Raw genomic sequence first — 23928 nt, forward strand, 5'->3', positions numbered from 1 at the left:
CCCGGCCCGGTCCCGCTGGTCGACCCGGCCCGGTCCCGGTGTCGACCAGCGGGTGCGGGACAATGAGGTACGTGACGACGATCCCCAACGTGCTGGCCAACCGGTACGCCTCGCCTGAACTGGTCGCTCTCTGGTCTCCGGAGGAGAAGGTCCGGATGGAGCGGCGGCTCTGGCTCGCCGTTCTCCGTGCTCAGCGCGACCTGGGCGTGCCGGTACCGGACGGCGTGGTCGAGGCGTACGAGCGGGTGCTCGACCAGGTCGACCTCGCCTCGATCGCCGAGCGGGAGCGCGTCACCCGGCACGACGTGAAGGCCCGGATCGAGGAGTTCAGCGCGCTCGCCGGGCACGAGCACGTGCACAAGGGGATGACCTCCCGGGACCTCACCGAGAACGTCGAGCAGCTCCAGGTGCGCGCCTCGCTGGAGCTGATCCGCGACCGCGTGGTGGCCACCCTCGCCCGGTTGGCCTGGCTGGCCCACGAGCACTCCGAGCTGGTCATGACCGGCCGTTCGCACAATGTGGCGGCGCAGGCCACCACGCTGGGCAAGCGCTTCGCGTCGGCGGCCGAGGAGTTGCTGATCGCGTACGAGCGGCTGGAGGAGCTGATCGCCCGCTACCCGCTGCGGGGGATCAAGGGACCGGTCGGCACGGCCGCCGACCAGCTCGACCTCTTCGACGGCGACGCCGACAAGGTGGCCGAGCTGGAGCGACGGGTCGCCGAGCACCTGGGCTTCTCCCGGGTGCTGGACAGCGTCGGGCAGGTCTACCCGCGCTCGCTCGACTTCGATGTGCTGGCCGCGCTGGCCCAGACCGCCGCCGCGCCGTCGTCGCTGGCCACCACGATCCGGTTGATGGTCGGCCAGGAGCTGGCCACCGAGGGCTTCAAGCCGGGTCAGGTCGGTTCCAGCGCGATGCCGCACAAGATGAACACCCGTTCCTCGGAGCGGGTGAACGGCTTCGCCGTGATCATCCGGGGTTACCTGTCGATGGTCGGAGAGCTGGCCGGTGACCAGTGGAACGAGGGGGACGTGTCCTGCTCGGTGGTCCGCCGGGTGGCACTGCCGGACGCGTTCTTCGCCGCCGACGGGCTGTTCCAGACGTTCCTCACAGTGCTCGACGAGTTCGGCTCGTACCCGGCGGTGATCAACCGGGAGCTGGAGCGCTTCCTGCCGTTCCTGGCCACCACGAAGATCCTGGTAGCGGCGGTCCGGCGGGGCGTCGGCCGGGAGGTCGCCCACGAGGTGATCAAGGAGCACGCGGTGGCGGTGGCCCTGGCGATGCGCGAGAAGGGCTCACCGGAGAACGACCTCTTCGACCGCCTGGCGGCGGACGGCCGACTCGGCCTGTCCCGCGCCGACATCGACACCCTGGTCGCCGACCGCAACGCCTTCGTAGGCGCCGCCCAGGCCCAGGTGGCAGCTGTCACGAGCCGCATCACCAAGGTGGTCACAGCTCACCCGGAAGCCGCCACCTACAGCCCACCCCCCATCCTCTAACCCACCCCACCCCCACCTCCCCTGCACGTTGATCATGAAGTTATTGCTGCGACACGCCGGTGCGTAGCGCAACAACTTCATGATCAACCGGGGTGGGTGGGTGGGTTATTCGCCGGTGGGGGTTTCGGCGGCGGTTCTCAGGTTGGGGGCGCTGGCCGGTTCGGCGATGCCGCCGGGAGACTCGGTGAAGCCTGCGATCTCCGCGGTCTCCGCGGCGACCGCCGGCTGGTCGGCCGGCATGACCTCGGGCATCTTGGGTACGGCGACCACGGCCGTCCCGTACGCGCAGATCTCCATCCACATCTCACCGCAGTCCCGGCTGTCGAACCGCATGCCGATCACGGCATTCGCGCCGAGCCGTAGGGCCTCCTCGCCGAGGCGGGCCACCGAGTCGGTGCGCCACCGGGTCAGGTTGTCCGGGGCCATCGGGTCGTACGCGCCACCGCGCAGGTTCTTCACACCCTCGCGGTACGGGTTGCGCGTCCTGGCCATCGATGACACCACCTCACCGAGAATCTGGCGGATCTCGTAGCCGGGCAGTTGCTCTGTCGTCACGACCAGCACGGTTCCGATGCTGTCAGGAGTGGCGCGACCCGATCGGGTGCATTGTTCACCTGATCGGATGCTGCAAAACGACGCGGCGCGGACGGCCGGCACGCCGCCGACCATCCGCGCCGCGCGGGGCGCTAACCGTCAGACACCGGCCACCGAGGTGATCCAGGCCCGGTTGTACGCAACGCTGCCGTAGTTCTGGATGCTCGATCCGTCGGCGGTGGAGGCGACGCCGACCTGCTGACCGTTGTAGAACTGCGGGCCGCCGGAGTCACCGCGCCAGGCGTTGCCGTTGATCCGGGTGCTGCGGATCGCCTGGCCGCCGTACGCGTCGGTGGCGCTGTTGCTGGTCACCCGGACGGTGGCGGTCTTCAGCTGGGTGGACGCGGAGCAGCCGCTGTAGCAGGTCATGCCCCAGCCGTAGATCGAGTTCGTCGAGTTGATCGGCGGGTTGCTGTTCGCCAGGGTCACGGTCGAGGTGCTGACGCTGCTGGAGAGCCGCATCAGGGCCAGGTCGCTACGGGTGTAGGTGGCGCTGACGGTGCGGGTGACCCCGCCCGAGGTGCGGTTGACGCTGCCGATCCGCACCGACATCGTGCCGTTGATGCAGTGCCGGGCGGTGAGCACCCACTGCGCGGCGATGACGCTGCCGGAGCAGGTGAACGAGCCGTTGCTGAGCACCGCGGCGGCCCAGGGGGCGGACGAGACGGTGCCGCCACCGATGATGTTCGGGCTGGGCGGGGAGGCGGACGCGGCGGACGTGACGCCGAGGGCGCCGACCAGCGCGGTGCTGAGTACGGCGAGCAGGGGGCGGATGCGCATCGGGTGGACTCCTTGGACGGGGCGGGCCCGGGGTCGCCGGGTGCGGATGGGGCCGGGCGGCGGGGGTTCCCGGAGCCGGCAAAATCGACTTACGTCGATGTAGAGTAGGGCCCGACGCGGTCGTTATCAAGGGAGTGATCGAGGTTGCCCAATGTAACGATTCGGCCACCCGCTGCGCCGTATATGTCCTGCTGAGGCCACGTGTCGCGCCTGGCGGGTCCGCCTGAGCGTCAGTAATGTCGATCACTGCCTGAACTGCGGCCGGCCGGTGCGTCCGCGGCGATATCTGCCAGGTACGCTGGCTGCGCTCGCCCATTGTGGGTCGGCACCCAACTGCGTACACAGTCAGGAGTGCCCAGTGCCTCGCGTCGTCGTCGACGTCATGCTCAAGCCCGAGATCCTTGATCCGCAGGGCCAGGCCGTCGCAAACGCGCTGCCCCGGCTCGGCGTCGGTGACGTCGCCTCGGTTCGGATCGGCAGGCGGATCGAGATCGAGTTCACCGGTGAACCGGACCTGGACCGCGCTCGGGAGATTGCCGACAAGCTGCTCGCCAACCCGGTCATCGAGGACTTCACCGTCCGCCTGGTCGAGGCCGACGAGACTGCGGACGCCCGCTCGTGACCGCCCGGGTCGGTGTGGTCACCTTCCCCGGCTCGCTCGACGACGGGGACGCGGCCCGGGCCGTCCGGATCGCCGGCGCTGAGCCGGTCCGGCTCTGGCACGGCGACCCGGAGCTGCACGGCGTCGACGCTGTCGTCCTGCCCGGCGGTTTCTCCTACGGTGACTACCTGCGGTGCGGTGCCATCGCCCGGTTCGCCCCGGTGATGGAGACGATCGTGGACGCCGCCCGGGGTGGTCTGCCCGTGCTCGGCATCTGCAACGGCTTCCAGATCCTGTGCGAGGCGCACCTGCTGCCCGGCGCGCTCACCCGCAACCAGCACCTGCACTTCCGCAACCGCGACCAGGTCCTGCGCATCGAGTCGGCCGGAACGGCGTGGACCAACACGTTCCAGCCCGGCCAGGAGGTGCTCATCCCGGTCAAGAACGGCGAGGGCTGCTACGTCGCGGACACCGCGACGCTGGACCAGCTCGAAGCCGAGGGCCGGGTGGTCGCCCGCTACGTCGGCGGCAACCCCAACGGGTCCCAGCGCGACATCGCCGCGATCACCAACGCCGCCGGCAACGTGGTGGGCATCATGCCGCACCCCGAGCACGCGGTGGAGGCGCTCACCGGCCCTTCGCTGGACGGCCTCGGCTTCTTCACGTCGGTCCTCAAGCACCTGGTGGGGGCGCCGGCATGACCGGCGGCACGATCATCGGTCAGCTCAACCGCCGGCCTGGCGGGCACGAGCGCAGCGAGGAGAGGTCATGACCACCCATCCGGACCCGGTACGGGACACACCGGAGGCGTACTCCGCCCCGGCGCAGCCGGCCGAGCCGAGCGCGGGGCAGCCGGTCGCACCGGCGACCGCTCCCGCCCAGCCGGCCGCCGCCGTCTGGACCGAGGGCGTGGACACCGTGCCGCGCGCCGGTGGCACCCCGGGCGAGCTTCAGCCGTACACCGAGCTGGGCCTGCGCGACGACGAGTACGACCGGATCCGGCAGATCCTCGGCCGCCGGCCCACGCAGTCCGAGCTGGCGATGTATTCGATCATGTGGAGCGAGCACTGCTCCTACAAGTCGAGCAAGGTGCACCTGCGCCAGTTCGGCGAGAAGGCCCCGCACAGCGACCGGATGCTCGCCGGCATCGGTGAGAACGCCGGTGTCGTGCAGATCTCCGACGAGCTGGCGGTGACCTTCAAGGTCGAGTCGCACAACCACCCGAGCTTCGTCGAGCCGTACCAGGGCGCGGCGACCGGCGTCGGTGGCATCGTCCGGGACATCCTCGCCATGGGCGCCCGCCCGGTCGCGGTGATGGACCCGCTGCGCTTCGGTGCCGCGGACCACCCGGACACCGCCCGGGTGCTCACCGGCGTGGTCGCTGGCGTAAGCGGCTACGGCAACTGCCTGGGCCTGCCCAACATCGGTGGCGAGCTGGTCTTCGACCCGTCTTACCAGGGCAACCCGCTGCTCAACGCTCTCTGCCTGGGCGTGCTGCCGGTCAGTCGGCTGCAGAACAAGGCCGCCGCCGGCCCGGGCAACGTTGTCGTGCTGATGGGCGCCAAGACCGGCCGCGACGGCATCGGCGGCGTCTCGGTGCTGGCCAGCGCCACCTTCGACGAGGGCAGCGAGGCGCGCCGCCCCGCCGTGCAGGTCGGCGACCCGTTCACCGAGAAGCTGCTGATCGAGGCCTGCCTCGAGCTGTACGACGGCCAACTTGTCGTCGGCATCCAGGACCTCGGCGGCGCCGGTCTGACCTGTGCGCTCACCGAGACCGCCGCCGCTGCCGGCACCGGCATGCGGGTCTGGCTGGAGCGGGTGCCGCTGCGCGAGCCCTCGATGGACCCGCACGAGATCCTGGCCAGTGAGTCGCAGGAGCGGATGCTGCTGGTCGTCGAGCCGGACAAGCTCGACGCGGTGCTCAAGACCTGCGAGAAGTGGGGCGTCCTCGCCACCGCGATCGGTGAGGTCACCGCACCGGAGCCGGACGGCAGCCCGGGTCGACTGCTGATCACCTGGCAGGACCACCTGGTCGTCGACGTGCCGCCGGGTTCGCTGGTCGACGACGGCCCGGTCTACGCCCGGCCGATGCGCGAGCCGGCCGACCTGATCCTGCTCCAGGCCGACCGGGCCGAGACGCTGCCCCGCCCGGCCGACCCGGAGGCGCTGCGGGAGACCGTGCTGCGCATGATCGCGTCGCCCAACCTGGCCGACAAGAGCTGGGTCACCGAGCAGTACGACCGCTACGTGCTGGGCAACACGGTGCTCGCCCAGCCGGAGGACGGCGGCGTGATCCGGATCGACGAGCGGACCGGCCTCGGTGTGGCGCTGTCGGTGGACGGCAACGGCCGTTACGCCCGACTGGACCCGTACAACGGCACGAAGCTGGCCCTGGCTGAGGCGTACCGGAACGTAGCGGTGACCGGCGCGAAGCCGATCGCCGTGACCGACTGCCTCAACTTCGGCTCACCGGAGGACCCGGGCGTGATGTGGCAGTTCGCCGAGGCCGTGCGCGGCCTGGCGGACGGCTGCCTGGAGCTGGGCATCCCGGTGACCGGCGGCAACGTCAGCTTCTACAACCAGACCGGCGCGGCAGCCATCCATCCGACCCCTGTGGTCGGCGTGCTGGGTGTGCTGGACAACGTCGCCGACCGGGTGCCGATGGGCTTCGTGCCGCGCGCCGGTGGCGACCACGACCAGATCTACCTGCTCGGCGAGACGAACGTGGAGCTGTCCGGCTCGGAGTGGGCCTGGGTGACGCACGAGCACCTCGGCGGTATTCCGCCGCAGGTCGACCTCCTTCGCGAGAAGGCGCTCGCCGAGTTGCTGGCCGAGGCGGCCCGGGTCGGTCACCTGGCCTCCGCGCACGACCTCTCCGACGGTGGGCTCGCCCAGAGCCTGGTCGAGTCCTGCCTGCGTCGCGGCGTCGGTGCCCGGGTCGCGGTGCCGGAGCAGTTCGCCGAGGGCTCTATGCCGTTCGTCTACCTGTTCAGCGAGTCCGCCACGCGGGCGCTGGTCTCGGTGCCGCGCGGCCACGACAAGGCGTTCGCGGCGCTCTGCGCCGAGCGGGGCGTGCCGTTCGAGCTGATCGGCGTCACCGACCCGTCCGGCGGGGCGCTCGAGGTGCACGGTCAGTTCCGGATCGGCCTGGACGAGCTGCGCACCGCGCACACCGAGACGTTGCCGCGCCTCTTCGGGGGCTCGGCGGCCGTCGAGGTGCCCGCGCCGGCTGCCGGTGTGGCGGGTGCGGTCGAGGCCGTCCCGCTGCCGGTCGGGCAGGCCGAGCCGGTCGACGCGGCGGCGGTGGTCTCCGAGCCGATCGCTTCTTCGGGTCCTTCCCCGGAGACCGGCGCGGTCGAGCCGATCGGGTCAGAGCAGCCCGGCGGGGCGTCCGAATCTGACTCCGGTGTCACCGAGCCGTTGCCTGACGAGCGCTGAGGCGTTGACGGCCGCCGTCCACGGCCAACCCGGATCGGGTGCCCGGTTCGACTGGGGGCTGACCGGGGCGGCCGAGCTCGGTCGGGTCTGCGCGGCGCTGGTGGTGGTGGACGTCCTCTCGTTCACCACCGCCGTGGAGGTGGCGGTCGCCCGGGGCATGCGGGTGCACCCGTTCCCCTGGGGTGAGCAGGCCGCCGAGTACGCCGTCCGGGTGGGTGCGACAGCTGCCGTCGGGCGGCGGCAGACGACCGCTGAGCATCCGTGGTCGCTCTCGCCGGCCGCGCTGAGCAGCGCACCCGTGGTGGCGGACCTCGTGCTGCCCTCGCCTAACGGCTCCGCCATCAGCGCCGCCGCCAGCGCCACCGGCCTGCCGGTGGTAGCGGCGTGCCTGCGCAACGCACGCGCCGTCGGGCATTGGCTGCGCCGCCAGGGGTACGGCACGCTGGACGCCCCGATCGGCGTGATCGCCTCGGGGGAGCGGTGGCCGGACGGGTCGCTGCGCCCGTCGGTGGAGGACCAACTCGGTGCCGCCTCGGTGCTGGACGCCCTCTCCGGTGTGCCGGGTGGGCTCTCGGTGGAGGCGGCCATGGCGCTCGCCGCGCTGGCGAGCACCCCGGATCTGCCCGCCGCGGTGCGCGGCAGCGTCTCCGGGCGGGAGTTGACCGAGAGCGGTTTCGCCGCGGACGTGGACGTCGCCGTCCGGATCGGCGTGTCGGACGTCGTGCCGGTGCTCCGTCAGGGCGTCTTCGCCGCCGCCTGACCCGCCCCATCCCGCGATCTTGCACTTTCTGTCCCGACCTAGGGGGCATTCCACGCGTATAGGCGACCGAAACTGCAAGATCGGCGCGGGTCGGGTTGGTCTTGTGAGAGCGAAACGGCCACCCGGAGATCCGGGTGGCCGTTTCAGTGCACTGTGGTGGGGTCAGTCGTCCAGCCAGTCGAGGCGGCGACCGCCGCGCTCGGTCGGCGGTGGGGTCTCCGGTCGGTTCCGCCCGGCGGGCTGGCCGTAGCCGCCCTGGTCGTAGCCGCCCCGGTCGTCGTAACCGCCACCGCGCTGCGGCGGAGGCTCCTGGCCGCCGTAGTTGCCGGCCTGGTCGTATCCGCCGGCGGGCTGGCCGTAGCCGCCCTGGTCGTAGCCCCGGTCGTCGTAGCCGCCGCGCTGCTGCGGAGGCTCCTGGCCGTAGGCGCCGCCCTGGTCGTAGCCGCCGGCCGGTTGACCGTAGCCGCCCTGGTCGTAGCCGCCAGCCTCCGGAGCGCCGTACCCCGCGGTCGGCTCGGCAGCGCGGCCGCCGTACGGGGCGGGATCGGGCTGGCCGTACCCCTGCCCCTGCTCCGGCTGGTAGACGCCGGTGGCATACGGGTCGGCCGGGGCCGGGTACTGGGTGTCGCCGGTGTACCGACCGGTCGGCTCGTCGAACCGCTCGCCGTAGGCCGCTCCGCCAGCGGGAGCCGGCGGGTAGGCGGCGGTGCCGCCCGGGGCGTCGTAGTCACGACCGCCGTAGCCGCCACTGGAGGCTGGGGCGTTCCCGTAGCCGGCACCGGAGGCCGGAGCATTGCCGTAACCGGCACCGGGCGCGGCACCGTAACCGTCACCGGCCGCACCGGCGCCGTACCCGCCCTCCGGGCCGGCCGGAGCGCCGTAGCCGCCGCCGGAAGCGGGAGCGTTGCCGTAGCCGCCGGCACCGTAACCAGCGGACGCTGGCTCCTCGCCGTAGCCGGCACCGCCCCAGCCCTGCTGACCCGCGCCGCCGTACGCCTGGGCAGGCGCGCCGTACGGGTCTGGCGGAACGTCGTCGACCACCGGGCGGTGCATCATCGTCGGTGCCTCGCTCAGCGCGGCGCCACCGACCATTGTCGGGTCCGGTCCGCCGCCGGGACGACCGCCGACCACCCGGGTCTGGTCGTCCGCACCGCGGAACCCGCCCCGCGAGGGCGGCACCACACCGCCGCCACCGGCAGCCGCCGGAGAGTCGTCGTCGCCGCCGTTCTCCCTGCGCTTCATCCAGAGCAGCACGATCGTGCCGACACCGGCGGCGACCAGGAGACCACCGAGCAAAATGATCAGGTACGAGCTGAGGCCGCCGCCGTCCTCGTTGTTCGCGGCGTTCGCCGGAGCGCCCTGGCTGGCCTCCTCGGTGGGCTCCTCCTCGGTGCCCTCCTCGGTCGCCTCCTCGGTGGGAGTGGCCTCGGGGGTGGCGGACGGGGTGGCGCTGGGCGTCACCTCGACCTTGATCTCGAGGCTGAGTCGTTGCCCGGTGATGGCCTGCCCGGCGCTGGCGTTCAAGGTCTTGAACGCCTTGACGTTGTCGAACGACGCGCCCAGGTCGATCCGTCCGGGCGCGATCGGGTTCTGGGTGGTGCCGGTGAACCGGAAGTCGCCGTTGCCGTTGCTCGTGGCGTCGTAGCGGTGACCGGCGGTGTCCTGGAGAACCACGAACGCGTTCGGCACGGCCTTGCCGTTAGCCTGCGCAACCACCTTGCCGGCCACCGACCGCACTGTCTGGTTCTGCGGCGGCGGCGGAGCGGCCTTGCCCTTCACGGTCAGCGAGACGGTGGCGGTGTCAGGGCCGGACTCGGCCTCGACCGCCACCGTGATGGTCGCTGTCGCGTCGCCGGCGTTGTCGTTGGCCGCGATCCTGACCAGCTGCGACCCTGTCGGGTTGCCCAGGCCGCCGCCGGAGAGTTTGACATCGCCGCAGCCACTGGCGCAGGTGACGCCGGACGGCAGGCCGGAGAGGCTGACCTTCGCCGACTCGTCGCCATTACCCCCAGTGACGCGCACGGTGATTGTGGCGTCGCTGCCGGCGTTTACGGTGATCGAGCTGGGGGAAACGCTGACCTCTGCGGCCATGGCTGGTGTGGCGGGGACGGCGAGCAGAGCGCCGGCAACCAGCGCTACGACCACACCGGCCCGCTGCTTCCAGGCACGTCGGTGTGTTGACACGTCCACCGCCTTCCGGGCTGACTTCCCTCTGACCGGCGGGGCGCCGGGCCGGGGATCATCACGGTACGAATACGCCGTCGGCAACTATGCCTTGTCCGACTGCATGAGCGCGACCCAGGGCCAGCGTCGCGTGTTTGGCCTAGGGGTCGTATCGTCCCGTCGTGTCCTCTCCGCACAGTAAGTCCGCTGCCGTTACGGCCGCGTTGTCGGCGCTCGACGAGGGGCGTACACCCGAACGGCCGGTGTACCGAGAGGCGGTCCGGTCGTTGTTGGCCGTCCTCGCGGAGCGCGCCCCCGGCCGATCGGTGGAGGTGCGCGTCCCACCATACGGGGCGATCCAATGCGTACCGGGGCCTCGACACACCAGAGGAAATCCACCAAACGTGGTCGAGATGGCCCCGAACACCTGGTTGGAGTTGGCAACCGGCAGGGTTGCCTGGGCCGAGGCGGTCACCGACGGTCGCGTCCAGATGAGTGGTAACCGGGCGGACCTCTCGGCGTATCTGCCCCTCTGATCGTCCCGATGTCCTACTCGCCGTGACGCTGAGCAGGGGAATCGTGACTTACTGTATTGACGTCGATTCGCGTACACTGTCAGGCGATGACAGTGGTCCCGGCAGAGGAGAGTGGATCCGCCCGTGATCCCCGCCCGGCCGGTCCAGACCAGCATGAGGGAGCGGTAGGTGCCCCGAGGCGACGGCCGGCTGAGCCACGACCTTGACCCCCAACGACCTGGCCCCCAGGATGCCTGCGGCGTCTTCGGCGTCTGGGCCCCCGGCGAAGAGGTTGCCAATCTGACCTACTTCGGCCTCTATGCCCTGCAGCACCGAGGCCAGGAGGCCGCGGGCATCGCGGTGAGCGATGGCTCCGGCGTGGTGGTCTACAAGGACCTCGGCCTGGTGGCGCAGGTCTTCGACGAGCCCACCCTGGCCAGCCTGCGTGGTCACCTGGCGATCGGGCACGCCCGATACTCCACCACCGGCGCGTCCAACTGGGAGAACGCCCAGCCGACGATCCGGTCGACCACCTCCGGCACGACCATCGCGCTGGCCCACAACGGCAATCTGGTCAACACGGCCGAGCTGGAGAAGGAGGTCGCCGAGCGCGGCCTCATCGCGGACGGCTCGACAAACGACACCTCCCTGGTGACGATGCTGCTCGCCAGCCGACCGGATCTGTCGGTCGAGGCGGCCGCGCTGGAGGTGCTGCCGCAGCTGCGCGGCGCGTTCAGCTTCGTCTTCATGGACGAGTCGACCCTCTACGCGGCCCGCGATCCGCACGGCGTCCGCCCGCTGGTGCTCGGCCGCCTGGAGCGCGGCTGGGTCGTCGCGAGCGAGACGGCCGCCCTGGACATCGTCGGCGCCAGCGTGGTGCGCGAGGTCGAACCGGGCGAGCTGATCGCGATCGACGAGAACGGGCTGCGTTCCACCCGGTTCGCCGCGCCGGAGCCGAAGGGATGCCTCTTCGAGTACGTCTACATCGCCCGCCCGGATGCCACGATCGCCGGGCGCAACGTCCACTCGGCGCGGGTGCAGATCGGCCGGCAGTTGGCCAAGGAGCACCCCGTCGAGGCCGACCTGGTGATCCCGGTGCCCGAGTCGGGCACCCCAGCCGCCATCGGGTACGCGGAGGCGTCCGGCATCACCTACGGTGCCGGCCTGATGAAGAACCCGTACGTGGGTCGTACCTTCATCCAGCCGTCGCAGACCCTGCGTCAACTCGGCATCCGGCTCAAGCTCAACCCGCTGCGGGAGAACGTCCGCGGCAAGCGGTTGGTGGTCGTGGACGACTCGATCGTGCGCGGCAACACCCAGCGCGCCATTGTGCGGATGCTGCGTGAGGCGGGGGCGCTGGAGGTGCACGTCCGGATCTCCTCCCCGCCGGTCAGCTGGCCGTGCTTCTACGGCATCGACTTCGCCACCCGGGCGGAGCTGCTGGCCAACGGGTTGGACAACGACGGCATCCGGCGCTCCATCGGCGCCGACACGCTGGGCTTCGTCTCCCTTCCTGGCCTGATCGCCGCGACCGAGCAGCCGAAGACCCGGCTGTGTCGGGCGTGTTTCGATGGGGAGTACCCGATCGAGCTGCCGGCCGGCAACCTGATCGGCAAGCACGTGCTCGAAGGGGTGGGCCGACGCGTCGCCAACTCGGCGCCGGAGGCCCCGCCCACAAACGGCTCGTCCGTCGCCACTCCGGGTGGCGTTACCGCAAACCGCCCGTAGCACCAACCGGCGCGGCCCGGCTACCGCCGGCGGCACCGAGAACCAAAGGGGAGAACCGTGACGCACGTGTCCGAGCGCAGCGGCGCAGGAAGCAGCCCGACCGGCGCCGGCGGCGACCGCCAGCCGTGGACGGGCGGTGCTGGCCGCCAGGCGCGCAAACGCTCGGTCTCGTACGCCGACGCCGGCGTCTCCATCGACGCGGGTGACCGCGCGGTGGAGCTGCTCAAGTCGAAGGTGCGGCAGACCCGCCGTCCCGAGGTGCTCGGTGACCTCGGTGGTTTCGCCGGCCTGTTCCGGCTGGACACGAAGAAGTACAAGAGCCCGATCCTGGCGTCCTCCACCGACGGGGTGGGCACCAAGCTGGTGATCGCCCAGCAGATGGACATCCACGACACGGTTGGCATCGACCTGGTCGCGATGGTCGTCGACGACCTGGTGGCCTGCGGCGCCGAGCCACTGTTCCTGCTCGACTACATCGCCACCGGCGAGGTCGTGCCGGACAAGGTCGCCGAGATCGGTGCGGGCATCGCCGACGGCTGCCGCTACGCCGGCTGCGCGCTGCTGGGCGGCGAGACCGCCGAGCACCCCGGCGTGCTGCGCCCGGACGAGTACGACATCTCCGCGACCGGCGTGGGCGTCGTCGAGGAAGCCGACATCCTCAGCCCCGAGCGGGTCGAGGTGGGCGACGTGGTGATCGCCATGCGCTCCTCCGGCCTGCACTCCAACGGGTACTCGCTGGTCCGGCACGTGCTGCTGGGCGCAGCCCGGATGCGTCTGGACATCGTGATCGACGACTTCGGTCGGCAGCGCACCCTCGGCGAGGAGCTGCTCACCCCGACCAAGATCTACGCCAAGGACTGCCTCAAGCTGATCGCCGAGGCCGAGGTGCGGGCGCTGTCCCACATCACCGGTGGCGGCATCCCCGGCAACCTGGTCCGGGTGCTGCCCGAGCACGTCGACGCGGTGGTCAACCGGTCCACCTGGAAGCCGCAGCCGATCTTCGACCTGATCCAGACGAAGGGTCGGATCGACGACCACGACATGGAGTCGACCTTCAACATGGGCGTCGGCATGTTCGCGATCGTGTCGGCCGAGGACGCCGACCGGGCGCTGGCCACCCTGACCGGCCGTGGGGTCGAGGCGTGGCAGGCCGGCGAGATCATCGAGGGCACCGGCAACGTGCAGATGGTTGGTCAGCACACCCGAGGCTGATCACCCTCCGGTGATCGTACGGGCACCTGATCAGGGCTTCACCCGAGTGGCCAATGCCGCCTAGCCTGAAGGGCACCCTCAGGCTAGGCGGAGGAGGGCGATGGCTGCTCGGGGACAGTCGTTCAGCGGGATGCGCGGTCTGGCCGCCGTCCCGTCGTACGTCGTCATGCAGCCCACCACCCTCTGCAACCTCGACTGCGCGTACTGCTATCTGCCTTTTCGAGCCGCCGACCGCCGGATGCCGGTGGCGGTGGCCGAGGCGGTCGCGGCCGCTGTCAGTCCCTGGGCGGCGAACGGTCGGTTCTCCGTCGTGTGGCACGGCGGCGAGCCCCTGGCCGCTGGTCGAGAGCACCTGGCCGAGCTGATCGCCCCGTTCGGGCCAGAGGTCGAGCACCACGTGCAGACAAACGCCACCCTCATCGACGACGACTGGTGCGATTTCTTCGCCCGGCACGAGATGCGCGTGAGCGTGAGCGTCGACGGGCCCCGGGCGCGCAACGGCGACCGGGTCAACCGGGGTGGTCAGCCGGCGTACGACCGGATCCTGCACGGCATCTCGGTGCTCCGCCGGCGCGGTCTTCCCTTCTCGGCGTTGGCAGTGGTGTCCAGGCCGGAGCCAGGGCTCGCCACCGAGCTGTACGACTACTTCCTCGAGTTGGGCTGCGACGTGCTGGGCATCAACATCGAGGAGACCGAGGGAGTCAACACCCGCGACAACCGCCACGACCCGTCGGCCGTGTCTGCGTTCTGGGCGGAGTTGGTCGGGGCGTGGCGCCGGGAGCCCCGGATCCACCTCCGCGAGATCGAGTGGTCGTTGCGCTACGCCGCGGCGGTGCTCGACAACTCGGCGGACTCTGTGCTGCCCCGCCAACTGGACCCGATTCCGACGATTGGTCACGACGGCTCGGTGATCGTGCTCTCCCCGGAGCTGGCCGGGTTCACCGACCCCCGCTACGGCGACTTCAGCAGCGGCAACGTGCTGACGACCCCGTTGGCGCAGATCCTCCGCGACGCGGCGACCACGCCATGGGTGGGGGAGTTCCTGGCCGGGGTGGAGGCGTGTAGGGCGTCCTGCCCGTACTTCGGCTTCTGCGGTGGCGGCCATGCCGCCAACCGTTACTTCGAACTGGGGCGTTTTGACGGTACGGAGACCGAGCACTGCCGCAACAGCAAGATCCGCCTATTGGAGGGAGTGTTGGAGCATGCCCGAGACCACCAGTCACCGGCGGCCTGAGCGCGAAGCGGACAACGGAGTCACCGAACGGGTGCGGGACGCGGCTCCCGCGCTCGTCGCACTGCTTCAGGAGGCCGAGGACGCACGGCGGCTGCGTTCGGAGGTGTCGGGCGGAGAGGGCGCCAGCGCGGTCTGCGCCTGGAACCACTTCGAGAACATCCCGACGTTCTACAACTGGAACAATCGCCCGCGCTGAGGAAGCCGTTGTCAGGGGCCTGTCGAGCGGCCGGAGTGGATCCGGTCGGGCCAGGCCCCTGATCGTCGGCGGCTGAACCCGCACGGGACGTGAGTGAGCACGCGGGGGTTACCGCGTGCTCAGCTGCGTCGAGAGGTCAGCGGGTCGGACGGACCCAGGGATCCGGATCGTCGTCCGCGTGATCCTCATCATCGTCGTCGACGAACTCTTTAGAGTCGTCGTCGAAGTGGTGCTCAGACTTACCAGCACCCGCCAGTTCGCGCTGCAAAGCGGTGAGGTCGGTGTTCGGGGAGTGGTACTTCAACTCCCGCGCCACCTTAGTCTGCTTGGCCTTAGCACGGCCGCGCCCCATGGCTCGACCCCCTCGCACAGAATGCGGGGCAGCCCGAAGGCGGGCCCCGATGACGTCAGGCATCTCTCGTGGCTCTTACGGTACATGGGGATGCCACCGTTCGGCACCTCGGGTTACCGTCAGCCGGCTCTGCGCGTCGCGTCGATCCGGCCGTCACCCAGTGTACCGGGTAAGGAGCGGAACGGTTAGCACCCGTGACACCGGACAAACCGCATCAAATTTGACCCCGGCTCAGCTTACCCAGCGACGCCCGGCACCGGGGCCCCGGAGGCGGATCTCGTCGACCCGCCCCCGGGATCGCTCAGCGCAGGTGGATCGCGCGCAGCCGGCCGACGTCCGCCATCCGCCGCTCCGCCAGCCGGTCGGCGGCCACCGCCGGCGGCACGCCCTCCGCGTCAGCCAGGTGCAGGATCTCGCGGGTGGTGTCGTAGATCCGGGTCGCCCGCAGCTTCGCCCGGTCGAAGTTGAAGCCCTCGATCTCGTCCGCCACCTGGATCACGCCGCCCGCGTTGACCACGTAGTCCGGTGTGTAGAGGATGCCCCGGTCGGCCAGCAGCTTCTCGATGCCCGGGTGGGCGAGCTGGTTGTTCGCCGCCCCCGTGACCACCTTGGCGCGCAACGCCGGCACCGTGTCATCGTTCAGGGCGCCGCCCAGGGCGCACGGCGCGTACACGTCGATGTCCGCGGCGACCAGCGCGCTGGAGTCGTCGACGAGGGTGACCTGTGGGTGGTTGCTGCGCACCCACGCCAGCGCCTTCGGGTTGACGTCGGTGGCGACCACCTCGGCGCCGTCCTCCAGCAGGTGCCCGGTGAGGTACTTGCCGACCTTGCCCAGGCCCGCCACGCCGACCCGCCGGCCCCGCAGGCTCGGGGTGCCCCACACGTGCTCGGCCGCGGCCCGCATCCCCTGAAAGACACCCCAGGCGGTCAGGATCGACGAGTCGCCGGCGCCGCCGTGCTCCACGCTGCGCCCGGTCACGTAGCGGGTCTCCCGGGCCACGACGTCCATGTCCGCCACGTACGTGCCGACGTCACATGCGGTGTAGTAGCGGCCGCCCAGCGACTCCACGAAGCGGCCGTACGCGCGCAGCAGCGCCTCGCTCTTGATCTGCTCCGGGTCGCCCCAGATGACGGCCTTGCCGCCGCCCAGGTCCAGACCGGCGAGCGCGTTCTTGTATGCCATCCCGCGGGACAGGTCCAGCACGTCGGCGAGGGCGTCGTCCTCGCTCGCGTACGGGTAGAAGCGGGTGCCGCCGAGCGCCGGGCCCAGCGCGGTGGAGTAGATCCCGATGATCGCCTTCAGGCCGCTCTGCTTGTCCTGGCAGAACACGACCTGTTCGTGACCGGTCGATACCGGGTCGTCGGTGCTCGCGAATACGCCCATTGTTGGCTCCTACTGTGGTGTGCGTCCTTGTGAGACGCGGACCTGGTGGACCCCGGCGGGGATGCTGCCGGTGTGATCGAGCCTAGTATCGGCCGCCGGGCGGGCGCTCGACGCGCCGCCGCCGTCTCACGGTGCGGCGCGCGTGCTCCGGCCGCTGACCGCGTACGGGTGTGGTTCGTGGGAGGATCGCGCGGTGCCGTCGCTCTTCGCTTCTTACCTGCGCGTGTACGAACCGTTGGCCGCCTTCGATCGAGACCGGCAGAGCTACTGGCGCCGCTACGTCTCGGAGGGGCGCGCGGTCGCCCCGGTCGAGGGGCCCGGTCGGCAGCGGACGGCGGTGATCGAGGCGCTGGGCGCCGGCTGGACCCGGCTGCCGGACCTGCCGGAGGAGGCGTACGTCCTGGAGACGGACGACGGCCTGCTGGTCTGCCCGTGGAACCTGCGCATCCGGGTCGCTGAGGCGGCGCTGAGCGCCCGGGACGGGGTGCCCTCGGTGCTCGCCGACGCCTTCGTGCCGCCGGTGCTCGCCGGGCAGGCCAGGGCGGTGGTGGACGACTGGCGCAGTGGCGCCCGGGTGCTGGAGCACGGTGTGCCCCGGGTGCACGAGCAGATCGCCACCTGGGGCGTACCGCTGCGGTGGTTCGTGCTCTTCGAGCCGGCGGAGCGGGACCTGGTCACCCAGCCGGGCCGGCGGGCCTTGCGCTACCGCACCGAGATCTCCAAGGCCCGGCGCCGCTCGTCGCGGGCGCTGTCGGTGCTGCGCAAGTCGGTGGGCGAGGCGCCGATCACCGAGGCGGTGGAGGAGGCGGCGCGCTGGCTGGAGGAGTTCCATCCGCGGTCAGTGGTGGAGTTGGACTACGGCGGTCTGGTCGACCTGCTCTCCGACGAGACGCTCGCCGCCGACGACTCGCCCGAACTGGTTGCCGGCGGCCTCGCGGGGCTGTCGCGCGGCGAGGCCGAGGAGGCGTCGGCCGCGTACGACAAGTTGGTGGCTCGGTGGCGCGCGGTGCAGCTGTTGGAGCGGTGCAACTAGGGCATATCACCCTAGGAGCGCTCCCAAGGTGAGTTGTGCTCGTAGTTGACGCATCACGAACCGTGATCATGAGTCCGAATAAGGTACTTTCTGCCGTGTAAAAGTCGTAAAAATCGGGCATGGTTCATCCGTCCGTCTAGGGACCTTCATCCGTTCGGCCCATGTCGGACATCGGGGACTAGCCGGACCATGGGAGACGCGTCGGCCGGCGGGACCCCGGCCGATGTCTATACATGTGGAGGAGTGACCGATGGCATCGCGAACGCACGAACCAGAGCCGCTACTCACGCCGGCCGAGGTGGCGTCGATGTTCCGGGTCGACCCGAAGACGGTGACCCGGTGGGCCAAGGCTGGCAAGCTCAGTGCCATCCGCACCCTGGGTGGCCACCGTCGGTACCGTGAGTCGGAGGTCAGGGCGCTGCTTCAGGGCCAGATCCCGCAGCAGCGGCAGGGCGACTGAGCCGGCAACAGTTCTTCGTCAGGGGCGGTGGATCTCGATCCGCCGCCCCTTTCGTATGCACCGCCGAGCCCGACACCGGCCGCGGGTCAGCGTCGTGGCTCGGCCAACGTCACCCGGATGCCGACAGTGCCACCCTCGCCGCGACGCAACCGGCTGCCCAGCAGGCTCAGTCGCCCGATCAGGCGGTACTTGTGCTTGAGCAGGTCGCGGACCCGACCGGTGTCACCGCCCCCGCAGATCGTCGCGTGAGCCGGCACCTCCGCCCCGTGTGGCCGACCCCGTACGTCGCACGGAGCCACTGTCACGTCGCCGTTGTGGCGGATCCGCTTCACCTTGCCCGAGTCGGCCCGGGTCCAGACCGCCAACGCCTCGCCGTCGCGTACCGCCCAGACCGGGGTCGGCACCGCCCGACCGTCCTTGCGGAAGGTCGTGAGCAGGATGTACTTCTCAGCCGACAGCCGGTCCAGCATGGTCACGCCGCCAGGATACGGCCGGCGCGGGCCACTGAACGGCCGGATAGCGTGAACGCCGTGACGGTTGAGCCCCTAATCGGTGACGTGATCGGCGAACTGCTGCGAGACACGCTCGCCGTGGCCACCGGGGTAGGCCCCCGGCCCCTGGTCGGTGGTCGACTGCCGCGACCGGTCATCGAGATCATCGAACGGGACGACGGTCTGATCAACGGCGCCCCGGCCGCGCACTACCTGGACGGGCCGGCGGAGTGGCAGCCGTACGACCACCGCGCGGTGGACCGGGCACACGGCGAGACGCTGGACATCGGCACCGGGGCCGGCCGGATCGCGCTGCTGCTCCAGGAGCGCGGCGTGCCGGTCACCGGGCTGGACACCTCCGCGGGCGCGCTGGAGGTGAGCCGGCGTCGCGGCGTCCGGCGGCTGGTGCACGGCACTGTCGACACGCACGTCGCCGACGGGCCGCGGTACGACACGTTCCTGCTGCTCGGCAACAACCTCGGGCTGTTCGAGGGGCGGGATCGGGCTCCCGAGTTCCTCGCCGCGCTCGCCGCGCTGGCCCGACCGGGGGCGCAGATCATCGCTCAGGGCACCGACCCGTACGGCACCCGCGACCCGCTGCACACCGGTTACCACGAGCGCAACCGTCGGCGCGGCCGGCTCGGTGGTCAGCTGCGGCTACGGCTGCGCTACCGCGAGTTGAGCACCGAGTGGTTCGACTACCTGGTCTGCTCCGCGGACGAGTTCGCCGGCCTGGTGCACGGCACCGGTTGGCGGCTCACCGATGTGGACGACCGCGACGCCCCCTACTACCTGGCCACCCTGCGCCTCACGGACTGAGCGAGGCCCCCACCCTCCGCCGGGCGGAGAGCGGGGGCCGTCGTACGTCTCAGACCTGGACGGTCGGGGGGAGCTGCTCGGGCGGGAGGCCGCCGTCGCCGTCGACCACCGCGTCCGGTTGGCCGTCCTCGTCGATGTCGACCATGGTGATGTCCACCTTGCCGTCACCGTCGGTGTCGAACTGGAACAGGTCCGCCTTGCCGTCGCCGTCGGTGTCCACCACCCACACGTCGGTCTTGCCGTCGTTGTTGGTGTCGGCGCGTAGCAGTTCGACCCGCTCGTCGCCTCGGGTCTCCACGATCTCCCCGTCGGTGACGCTCTCCGGTGCCTGGCTCATCTCGATGCGGTCCTTCCCTCGGTTGACGGGCCGTCATTACCCGATCCGGCGCTCCCCCACGCATGTGCCGGGTCGTCGCGCTGTCTAGGGTCGCACCATGAGCGAGCGGAGCGGGCGGGACACCCGGGCCGGCGTTGCGGGGACCCCGCGCGCCGGACGGCGGGACAGGGAGGCGTGATGAGCGATCGTTTCGTGGTCGTCGGTGCCGGCACGATGGGGCTTGGCATCGCGTACGTGGCGGCCGGCACCGGGCACGCCGTCGAGTTGGTCGAGGTGGACCCCGAGCGGGGCGCGGCCGCGCTGAACCGGCTCGCCGAGCTGTGGGAGCGGGCGGTGCAGCGCGGGAAGCTGAGCGCCGACGAGGCCGCCACGAACCGGCAGCGGGTGACGCTGCGTCCGACCCTCGCCGATGTCGCTCCGGCCCCCCAGGTGATCGTGGAGGCGGTTCCGGAGCGCCTCGAGGAGAAGCGTGCGGTGCTCCGGGACGCCGCCGCGCTGCGCCCGGCGCTGCTGGGCAGCAACACCTCCAGCATCGCCATCGGCGCGCTGGCCGCCGAGCTGGACGCGCCCGAGCGCTTCGTCGGCCTGCACTTCTTCAACCCGGTCTGGGCGATGGCGCTGCTGGAGATCGTGGTCGGCCCGGCCACCGCCGAGGAGACCACCGCCGCGGCCGTCACGCTCGCCGGCCGGCTGGGCAAGGACCCCGTCGTCGTACGCGACATGCCCGGCTTCGCCACCTCCCGGCTCGGGGTCACCCTCGGGCTGGAGGCGATCCGGATGGTCGCCGACGGGGTGGCCAGCCCGGCGGACATCGACAAGGCCATGGTGCTCGGCTACCGGCACCCGATCGGGCCGTTGGAGCTCACCGACCTGGTCGGCCTCGACGTGCGGCTGGACATCGCCCGTACCCTCCAGGCCGCGTACGGGGACCGCTTCGCGCCGCCGCCGCTGCTGGAGGAGTTGGTGGCCGCCGGGCGGCTGGGTAAGAAGTCCGGGCAGGGTTTCTACCGCTGGGAAGGCGGTGTCAAGCAGTGAGCGGGTTGCGGATCGAGGAGCGGCCGGACCGGCTGGTGGTCACCCTGGACCGGCCGGAGAAGCGCAACGCCATCGACGCTGACCTGATCGCCGAGCTGCACCAGGTCTGCGCCGAGTTGGAGGCGCGTCCGCGACTGCTGCTGCTCACCGGCGGCGCGGCGGGCATCTTCGCCGGTGGCGCCGACATCGGTCAGCTCCGCGAACGCGGTCGCACTGATGCTCTCGCCGCGATCAACTCGGCCGCCTTCGCCCGCATCCGGGCGCTGCCGATGCCGACAGTGGCGGCCGTCGACGGCCCGGCGTTGGGCGGTGGCGCGGAGCTGGCGTACGCCTGCGATCTTCGGGTGTGCACGGCGCGGGCGGTCTTCGGCCAACCGGAGGTCCGGTTGGGCATCCTGGCCGGCGCCGGAGCGACCCACCGGCTGCCCGCGTTGATCGGCGAGGGCCGGGCCAAGGAGCTGCTCTTCACCGGCCGGCGGGTGGACGCCACCGAGGCGCTGCGGATCGGCCTGGTGAACCGGGTGGTGGACGAGCCCGGCGAGCTGCTGGCGGTGGCGGACGCGTTGCTGGACGAGATCGCCCTGGGCTCACCGCTGGCGGTGCGGCTGACCAAGCTTGCGGTGGACGCGCCGGCCGCCGCACACCCGCATCTCGACCTGGTCAGCCAGGCGGTGCTCTTCGAGGACGAGGAGAAGCACCGCCGGATGACCGAGTTCCTGGAGCGCCGCCGGCCGCGCTGACCCCCCGCGTACCGGAAACGGCCGCACCGGCGGGAAGCCGGTGCGGCCGTCGTGGTTTCGGGTCCTGCCTACTGCCGGATCTGCACCCCGGCGTCGGCCAGGCCGCGGATCACCTGGGCGGACTCACCGAAGCCGATGATCAGTACAGCGTCCGCGCCGAATGCCTTGATCTCTTTCGCACCGCTGCTGAAGTCGACCGGCGCGGCCTTGGCGTCGGCCGGCGGCTCGTACGTCAACAGCTTGAGCCGGTCGTTGGCGATACCGGCCTTCTCCAGCTCGTCGCGGACGGTGCCCTGGAGGCCCTCACCGTAGGAGTCCTTGCGGGCGACGATGACGATCTTCTGCGACCCGTCGCGGAGGATCACGTCGGCAAGCGCCCGGCCCTGGAGGCTGTCCGGCGGGGCGGTACGGAAGTAGAGGCCCTGGTCGTCCACGTCGGTCAGGCTGCTGTCGGTGTTGGACGGGGAGAAGAGGATCTTCCCGGCCTGCACCACGTCCGGCAGAACCGCCCGGGAGATACCCGAACCGCCGGCACCGATGATCACGCTGACGCCGTCCGTCACGTGCTTGGCCACCGTGGCCTTGGCCACCGCCGGGTTGGTGCCGTCGTCGCCGTCCAGCCACGTCACCGGTTTGCCCAGTGCGCCGCCAGCGGCGTTGATCTCTCTGATCGCCAGCGCGGCGCCGGCGGCCATCGGCGGGTACGCGATCGCGAGGTCACCGGTCTTCGGCAGCAGGCCGCCCAGGACCAGCGGCTCCTGGTCGGCGGCGCTACCCGGGCGCTGCTTCTTCGGCTTCGGCGGCGTCTTGGTGCTCGCCGCCGACTCGATGCCCGCGCCGACGAACTCGGTCTTGCCGTCGTTGATCTGCTGCCCGTCGAAGGTCAGCGTGGCGTAGCTCGCGGTGGCCGGCTCACCCTTGTCGGTGAAGCCCGCCCGGGTCAGCGAGACGCCGCGGTACTCGATGTCCTGCCCGTTGCGGGCCAGCGCGAGACAGCTTGCCGGGTCTTCGCAGCGCTGCCCGTCGTTCGTCACGGCGACGATCTGCTTGGTGATGGCGGCCGGGTCGGTGCTGCCGGCCAACTGGGCGGCGAGCACGGCGATCACCACCGCGTCGTACGTCTCGGCGGAGTACACGTAGTCCGTCAGCGCCGGATTGACGGCCCGTAGCCGGCCCTTGAAGTCGTCTGGCAGCGGAACGAGGGGCGTGGTGCCCTTCATCCCGTCGACGAGACTCGCCCGTTCCTTCAACTCCGCAGGATAGGAGTTGAGCATGTTGCCGTCCGTGCCGTAGAGGCGCACCTGTTGGGCGCTTGCCTCCTCGGGCTTGTCATCCCCGCAAGCGCTTGTGGCGAGCAGGATCGTCGCGCAGGCAGCCAGTGTGGCTACCCGCGAGCGGCGTGATTCGAACATGGTCGTCCTTCCTCCGGCGAAGGTCCGCTGCGCACATTAGCGTGCCGAGGCCGGCGGCGGGACCGTGGAGGTGGCGTAATGCGCAGGTAGCTCGCGTTGAACACGGACAGTGACGATTATGAGGGGCTCTTGACCACCAGTCCTACTGTGCGCTGCGTGACCGACCTACCACAGCAGACGTTCGATGACGCGGCCGCCGTGCTCCGTTCGGCGCTGACCGGCGATGGAGACGCGGTGGTGGGAGCGTTCGACGCGGTCGTCGACCGGGCCGGCCTGGACGGCGCGTACGGCGTCGCCTGGTGCCTGGCCGCGACCATGCTCGGCGACGCGCCGGCGGCCAGCGGGGCGGCGCTCGACTTTCCGGGGATCGATCAGGCCGGGTACGACACCCGCTGGGTCGCCCGCTTCGTCAGTGCGTACGCGAACCGGGACGAACCGACCGGTGAGGCGCTGTTCGGCGCGGCGGCCGCCGACGGGCTGCTCCCCGACTGCCTGCTCACACTCGCCGGCTCGACGATCGCCACACTGCGCAGCCGCGCCGGGTGACGTGCCGCCGGGTCGCGGCGTCCGTCGGGGGGCGGACGCCGCGACCGTGCGGGCCGGTCAGAACGCGTGGTACGCGATCAGCGGCTCGTACTCGTACCGCAGGTTCTCGAAGCGCACCCGGAAGTTGACGCCGTCCCGGACGTTTGTCGCCACCGTGATCCAGCCCGAGTTGGCCGGCAGGTAGGTCCAGTAGTTGCAGGCGCTCGTCTTGTCGACGAAGATCACGCACGCCTCGGTGGCGTACACGCTCGCGTTGCGGACGTTGATGTCGCGACAGCGCGTCGTGGTGCGGTACTGGCCGGCCGAGCCGCCGTAGCGGCCGGTCTCGAAGTACGACCGGACCGCCCCGCCGTAACAGGTGGCGAGCGGGGCGAACGCGTTCGGCCCGGAGCTGACCGGCGCGGTCGGTGTGGTCGGCTCCGCCTGCGCGGGGGTGCCGACGGAGAGCAGTGCGGTGGCCGTGGCGACGGCGAGCAGACGAGCGGTCGGGGATGGCATCCGTTCGTTCCTCCAAACAGTTGGTTGACCGTCCGTATTGGACAGATCATCTGGCCGTGACGATGATACGTATCGATCGATCGCGGCGCGGCCCCGATGATGTC

The 23928-nt window shown here is 70.9% G+C and carries 25 protein-coding genes; 16 read left to right on the forward strand and 9 right to left on the reverse strand.

Annotation, left to right across the window (positions count from 1 at the left end; translation table 11 throughout):
• Positions 1–71: 71 nt before the first annotated feature.
• Entirely contained in the window at positions 72–1496 is a 1425-nt protein-coding gene (gene purB / locus ACLJOK_RS16855) for an adenylosuccinate lyase (RefSeq protein WP_410819774.1), read from the forward strand.
• Between the two features lie 105 nt (positions 1497–1601).
• On the opposite strand, the gene ACLJOK_RS16860 is transcribed toward purB, so the two are convergent.
• Together ACLJOK_RS16860 and ACLJOK_RS16865 are read right to left on the reverse strand one after the other, a co-directional pair.
• Entirely contained in the window at positions 1602–2165 is a 564-nt protein-coding gene (locus ACLJOK_RS16860; RefSeq protein WP_410819775.1) for a YbjQ family protein, read from the reverse strand.
• 24 nt (positions 2166–2189) lie between these two features.
• Positions 2190–2870, reverse strand: a complete 681-nt coding sequence (locus ACLJOK_RS16865) for a S1 family peptidase (RefSeq protein ID WP_410819776.1) — start codon at positions 2868–2870, stop codon at positions 2190–2192.
• 358 nt (positions 2871–3228) lie between these two features.
• On the opposite strand from ACLJOK_RS16865, the gene purS reads away from it, so the two are divergent.
• The 4 genes from purS (at position 3229) to ACLJOK_RS16885 (ending at position 7669) form a co-directional block, all read left to right on the forward strand.
• Complete coding sequence (gene purS / locus ACLJOK_RS16870) at positions 3229–3492, forward strand: phosphoribosylformylglycinamidine synthase subunit PurS (RefSeq protein ID WP_030491392.1); 264 nt, start codon at positions 3229–3231, stop codon at positions 3490–3492.
• The gene (gene purQ, locus ACLJOK_RS16875; protein ID WP_238678753.1) at positions 3489–4172 is read left to right on the forward strand and encodes a phosphoribosylformylglycinamidine synthase subunit PurQ; all 684 of its coding nucleotides are present in this window, start codon (positions 3489–3491) and stop codon (positions 4170–4172) included. The genes purS and purQ overlap by 4 nt, the downstream gene beginning before the upstream one ends.
• Positions 4173–4239: 67 nt before the next feature.
• Positions 4240–6909, forward strand: coding sequence for a phosphoribosylformylglycinamidine synthase subunit PurL (gene purL / locus ACLJOK_RS16880; protein WP_410819777.1), 2670 nt, complete (start codon positions 4240–4242; stop codon positions 6907–6909).
• Between the two features lie 4 nt (positions 6910–6913).
• The gene (locus ACLJOK_RS16885) at positions 6914–7669 is read left to right on the forward strand and encodes a 2-phosphosulfolactate phosphatase (protein WP_410821516.1); all 756 of its coding nucleotides are present in this window, start codon (positions 6914–6916) and stop codon (positions 7667–7669) included.
• A 162-nt stretch (positions 7670–7831) separates the two neighbouring features.
• Here ACLJOK_RS16885 and ACLJOK_RS16890 read toward each other — a convergent pair whose 3' ends face one another.
• Entirely contained in the window at positions 7832–9853 is a 2022-nt protein-coding gene (locus ACLJOK_RS16890; protein ID WP_410819778.1) for a hypothetical protein, read from the reverse strand.
• Positions 9854–10014: 161 nt separating this feature from the next.
• On the opposite strand from ACLJOK_RS16890, the gene ACLJOK_RS16895 reads away from it, so the two are divergent.
• From ACLJOK_RS16895 to amcA, 5 genes are all read left to right on the forward strand, one after another.
• The gene (locus ACLJOK_RS16895) at positions 10015–10368 is read left to right on the forward strand and encodes a sterol carrier family protein (protein ID WP_410819779.1); all 354 of its coding nucleotides are present in this window, start codon (positions 10015–10017) and stop codon (positions 10366–10368) included.
• A gap of 168 nt (positions 10369–10536) precedes the next feature.
• Positions 10537–12075: an amidophosphoribosyltransferase gene (gene purF / locus ACLJOK_RS16900; protein ID WP_410819780.1), complete on the forward strand. Its 1539-nt coding sequence runs from the start codon at positions 10537–10539 to the stop codon at positions 12073–12075.
• Between the two features lie 57 nt (positions 12076–12132).
• Positions 12133–13287, forward strand: a complete 1155-nt coding sequence (gene purM, locus ACLJOK_RS16905) for a phosphoribosylformylglycinamidine cyclo-ligase (protein ID WP_196920530.1) — start codon at positions 12133–12135, stop codon at positions 13285–13287.
• A 130-nt stretch (positions 13288–13417) separates the two neighbouring features.
• A complete protein-coding gene (gene amcB / locus ACLJOK_RS16910) occupies positions 13418–14521 on the forward strand; it encodes a cyclophane-forming radical SAM peptide maturase AmcB (protein WP_410821517.1) in 1104 nt (367 codons plus the stop codon).
• Complete coding sequence (amcA, locus tag ACLJOK_RS16915; protein ID WP_410819781.1) at positions 14490–14717, forward strand: multiple cyclophane-containing RiPP AmcA; 228 nt, start codon at positions 14490–14492, stop codon at positions 14715–14717. The genes amcB and amcA overlap by 32 nt, the downstream gene beginning before the upstream one ends.
• Before the next feature lie 136 nt (positions 14718–14853).
• Here the strand turns inward: amcA and ACLJOK_RS16920 are convergent, their stop codons facing one another.
• Together ACLJOK_RS16920 and ACLJOK_RS16925 are read right to left on the reverse strand one after the other, a co-directional pair.
• Positions 14854–15069, reverse strand: coding sequence for a DUF3073 domain-containing protein (locus tag ACLJOK_RS16920; protein ID WP_030332207.1), 216 nt, complete (start codon positions 15067–15069; stop codon positions 14854–14856).
• 301 nt (positions 15070–15370) lie between these two features.
• Positions 15371–16453, reverse strand: a complete 1083-nt coding sequence (locus ACLJOK_RS16925) for a Leu/Phe/Val dehydrogenase (RefSeq protein ID WP_210784156.1) — start codon at positions 16451–16453, stop codon at positions 15371–15373.
• A 193-nt stretch (positions 16454–16646) separates the two neighbouring features.
• On the opposite strand from ACLJOK_RS16925, the gene ACLJOK_RS16930 reads away from it, so the two are divergent.
• Both ACLJOK_RS16930 and ACLJOK_RS16935 read left to right on the forward strand, forming a co-directional pair.
• Positions 16647–17486, forward strand: a complete 840-nt coding sequence (locus tag ACLJOK_RS16930) for a hypothetical protein (RefSeq protein WP_410819782.1) — start codon at positions 16647–16649, stop codon at positions 17484–17486.
• A 250-nt stretch (positions 17487–17736) separates the two neighbouring features.
• A complete protein-coding gene (locus ACLJOK_RS16935; RefSeq protein WP_007073996.1) occupies positions 17737–17946 on the forward strand; it encodes a BldC family transcriptional regulator in 210 nt (69 codons plus the stop codon).
• An 86-nt stretch (positions 17947–18032) separates the two neighbouring features.
• Here ACLJOK_RS16935 and ACLJOK_RS16940 read toward each other — a convergent pair whose 3' ends face one another.
• Complete coding sequence (locus ACLJOK_RS16940; RefSeq protein WP_410819783.1) at positions 18033–18422, reverse strand: PPOX class F420-dependent oxidoreductase; 390 nt, start codon at positions 18420–18422, stop codon at positions 18033–18035.
• A gap of 54 nt (positions 18423–18476) precedes the next feature.
• Between ACLJOK_RS16940 and ACLJOK_RS16945 the strand changes: the two genes are divergently transcribed.
• The gene (locus ACLJOK_RS16945; protein ID WP_410819784.1) at positions 18477–19256 is read left to right on the forward strand and encodes a class I SAM-dependent methyltransferase; all 780 of its coding nucleotides are present in this window, start codon (positions 18477–18479) and stop codon (positions 19254–19256) included.
• Positions 19257–19305: 49 nt separating this feature from the next.
• On the opposite strand, the gene ACLJOK_RS16950 is transcribed toward ACLJOK_RS16945, so the two are convergent.
• Positions 19306–19593, reverse strand: a complete 288-nt coding sequence (locus tag ACLJOK_RS16950) for a hypothetical protein (protein ID WP_410819785.1) — start codon at positions 19591–19593, stop codon at positions 19306–19308.
• A 177-nt stretch (positions 19594–19770) separates the two neighbouring features.
• On the opposite strand from ACLJOK_RS16950, the gene ACLJOK_RS16955 reads away from it, so the two are divergent.
• Together ACLJOK_RS16955 and ACLJOK_RS16960 are read left to right on the forward strand one after the other, a co-directional pair.
• On the forward strand, positions 19771–20628 hold the full coding sequence (locus tag ACLJOK_RS16955) for a 3-hydroxyacyl-CoA dehydrogenase family protein (RefSeq protein WP_410819786.1): 858 nt from the start codon (positions 19771–19773) through the stop codon (positions 20626–20628).
• On the forward strand, positions 20625–21368 hold the full coding sequence (locus ACLJOK_RS16960; RefSeq protein WP_410819787.1) for an enoyl-CoA hydratase/isomerase family protein: 744 nt from the start codon (positions 20625–20627) through the stop codon (positions 21366–21368). Before ACLJOK_RS16955 ends, ACLJOK_RS16960 begins: the two co-directional genes overlap by 4 nt.
• A gap of 68 nt (positions 21369–21436) precedes the next feature.
• Here the strand turns inward: ACLJOK_RS16960 and ACLJOK_RS16965 are convergent, their stop codons facing one another.
• The gene (locus ACLJOK_RS16965) at positions 21437–22780 is read right to left on the reverse strand and encodes an ABC transporter substrate-binding protein (protein ID WP_410819788.1); all 1344 of its coding nucleotides are present in this window, start codon (positions 22778–22780) and stop codon (positions 21437–21439) included.
• A 156-nt stretch (positions 22781–22936) separates the two neighbouring features.
• Here ACLJOK_RS16965 and ACLJOK_RS16970 point away from each other — a divergent pair, with 156 nt between their 5' ends.
• Positions 22937–23326: a hypothetical protein gene (locus ACLJOK_RS16970; RefSeq protein ID WP_091396011.1), complete on the forward strand. Its 390-nt coding sequence runs from the start codon at positions 22937–22939 to the stop codon at positions 23324–23326.
• 57 nt (positions 23327–23383) lie between these two features.
• On the opposite strand, the gene ACLJOK_RS16975 is transcribed toward ACLJOK_RS16970, so the two are convergent.
• Positions 23384–23824, reverse strand: coding sequence for a hypothetical protein (locus ACLJOK_RS16975; protein WP_410819789.1), 441 nt, complete (start codon positions 23822–23824; stop codon positions 23384–23386).
• Positions 23825–23928 lie beyond the last annotated feature (104 nt).

Source organism: Micromonospora sp. 050-3 (genome assembly GCF_046549335.1).
Classification (GTDB): Bacteria; Actinomycetota; Actinomycetes; order Mycobacteriales; family Micromonosporaceae; genus Micromonospora; species Micromonospora trifolii.

Excerpts from the sequence above, each read along its gene's own strand:
- ACLJOK_RS16860 (WP_410819775.1), bottom strand. The coding sequence starts at position 2,165 with ATGGTCGGCGGCGTGCCGGCCGTCCGCGCCGCGTCGTTTTGCAGCATC.
- ACLJOK_RS16865 (WP_410819776.1), bottom strand. The coding sequence starts at position 2,870 with ATGCGCATCCGCCCCCTGCTCGCCGTACTCAGCACCGCGCTGGTCGGC.
- purL (WP_410819777.1), top strand. The coding sequence starts at position 4,240 with ATGACCACCCATCCGGACCCGGTACGGGACACACCGGAGGCGTACTCC.
- amcB (WP_410821517.1), top strand. The coding sequence starts at position 13,418 with ATGCGCGGTCTGGCCGCCGTCCCGTCGTACGTCGTCATGCAGCCCACC.
- amcA (WP_410819781.1), top strand. The coding sequence starts at position 14,490 with ATGCCCGAGACCACCAGTCACCGGCGGCCTGAGCGCGAAGCGGACAAC.
- ACLJOK_RS16920 (WP_030332207.1), bottom strand. The coding sequence starts at position 15,069 with ATGGGGCGCGGCCGTGCTAAGGCCAAGCAGACTAAGGTGGCGCGGGAG.
- ACLJOK_RS16925 (WP_210784156.1), bottom strand. The coding sequence starts at position 16,453 with ATGGGCGTATTCGCGAGCACCGACGACCCGGTATCGACCGGTCACGAA.
- ACLJOK_RS16935 (WP_007073996.1), top strand. The coding sequence starts at position 17,737 with ATGGCATCGCGAACGCACGAACCAGAGCCGCTACTCACGCCGGCCGAG.
- ACLJOK_RS16950 (WP_410819785.1), bottom strand. The coding sequence starts at position 19,593 with ATGAGCCAGGCACCGGAGAGCGTCACCGACGGGGAGATCGTGGAGACC.
- ACLJOK_RS16955 (WP_410819786.1), top strand. The coding sequence starts at position 19,771 with ATGAGCGATCGTTTCGTGGTCGTCGGTGCCGGCACGATGGGGCTTGGC.
- ACLJOK_RS16965 (WP_410819788.1), bottom strand. The coding sequence starts at position 22,780 with ATGTTCGAATCACGCCGCTCGCGGGTAGCCACACTGGCTGCCTGCGCG.
- ACLJOK_RS16975 (WP_410819789.1), bottom strand. The coding sequence starts at position 23,824 with ATGCCATCCCCGACCGCTCGTCTGCTCGCCGTCGCCACGGCCACCGCA.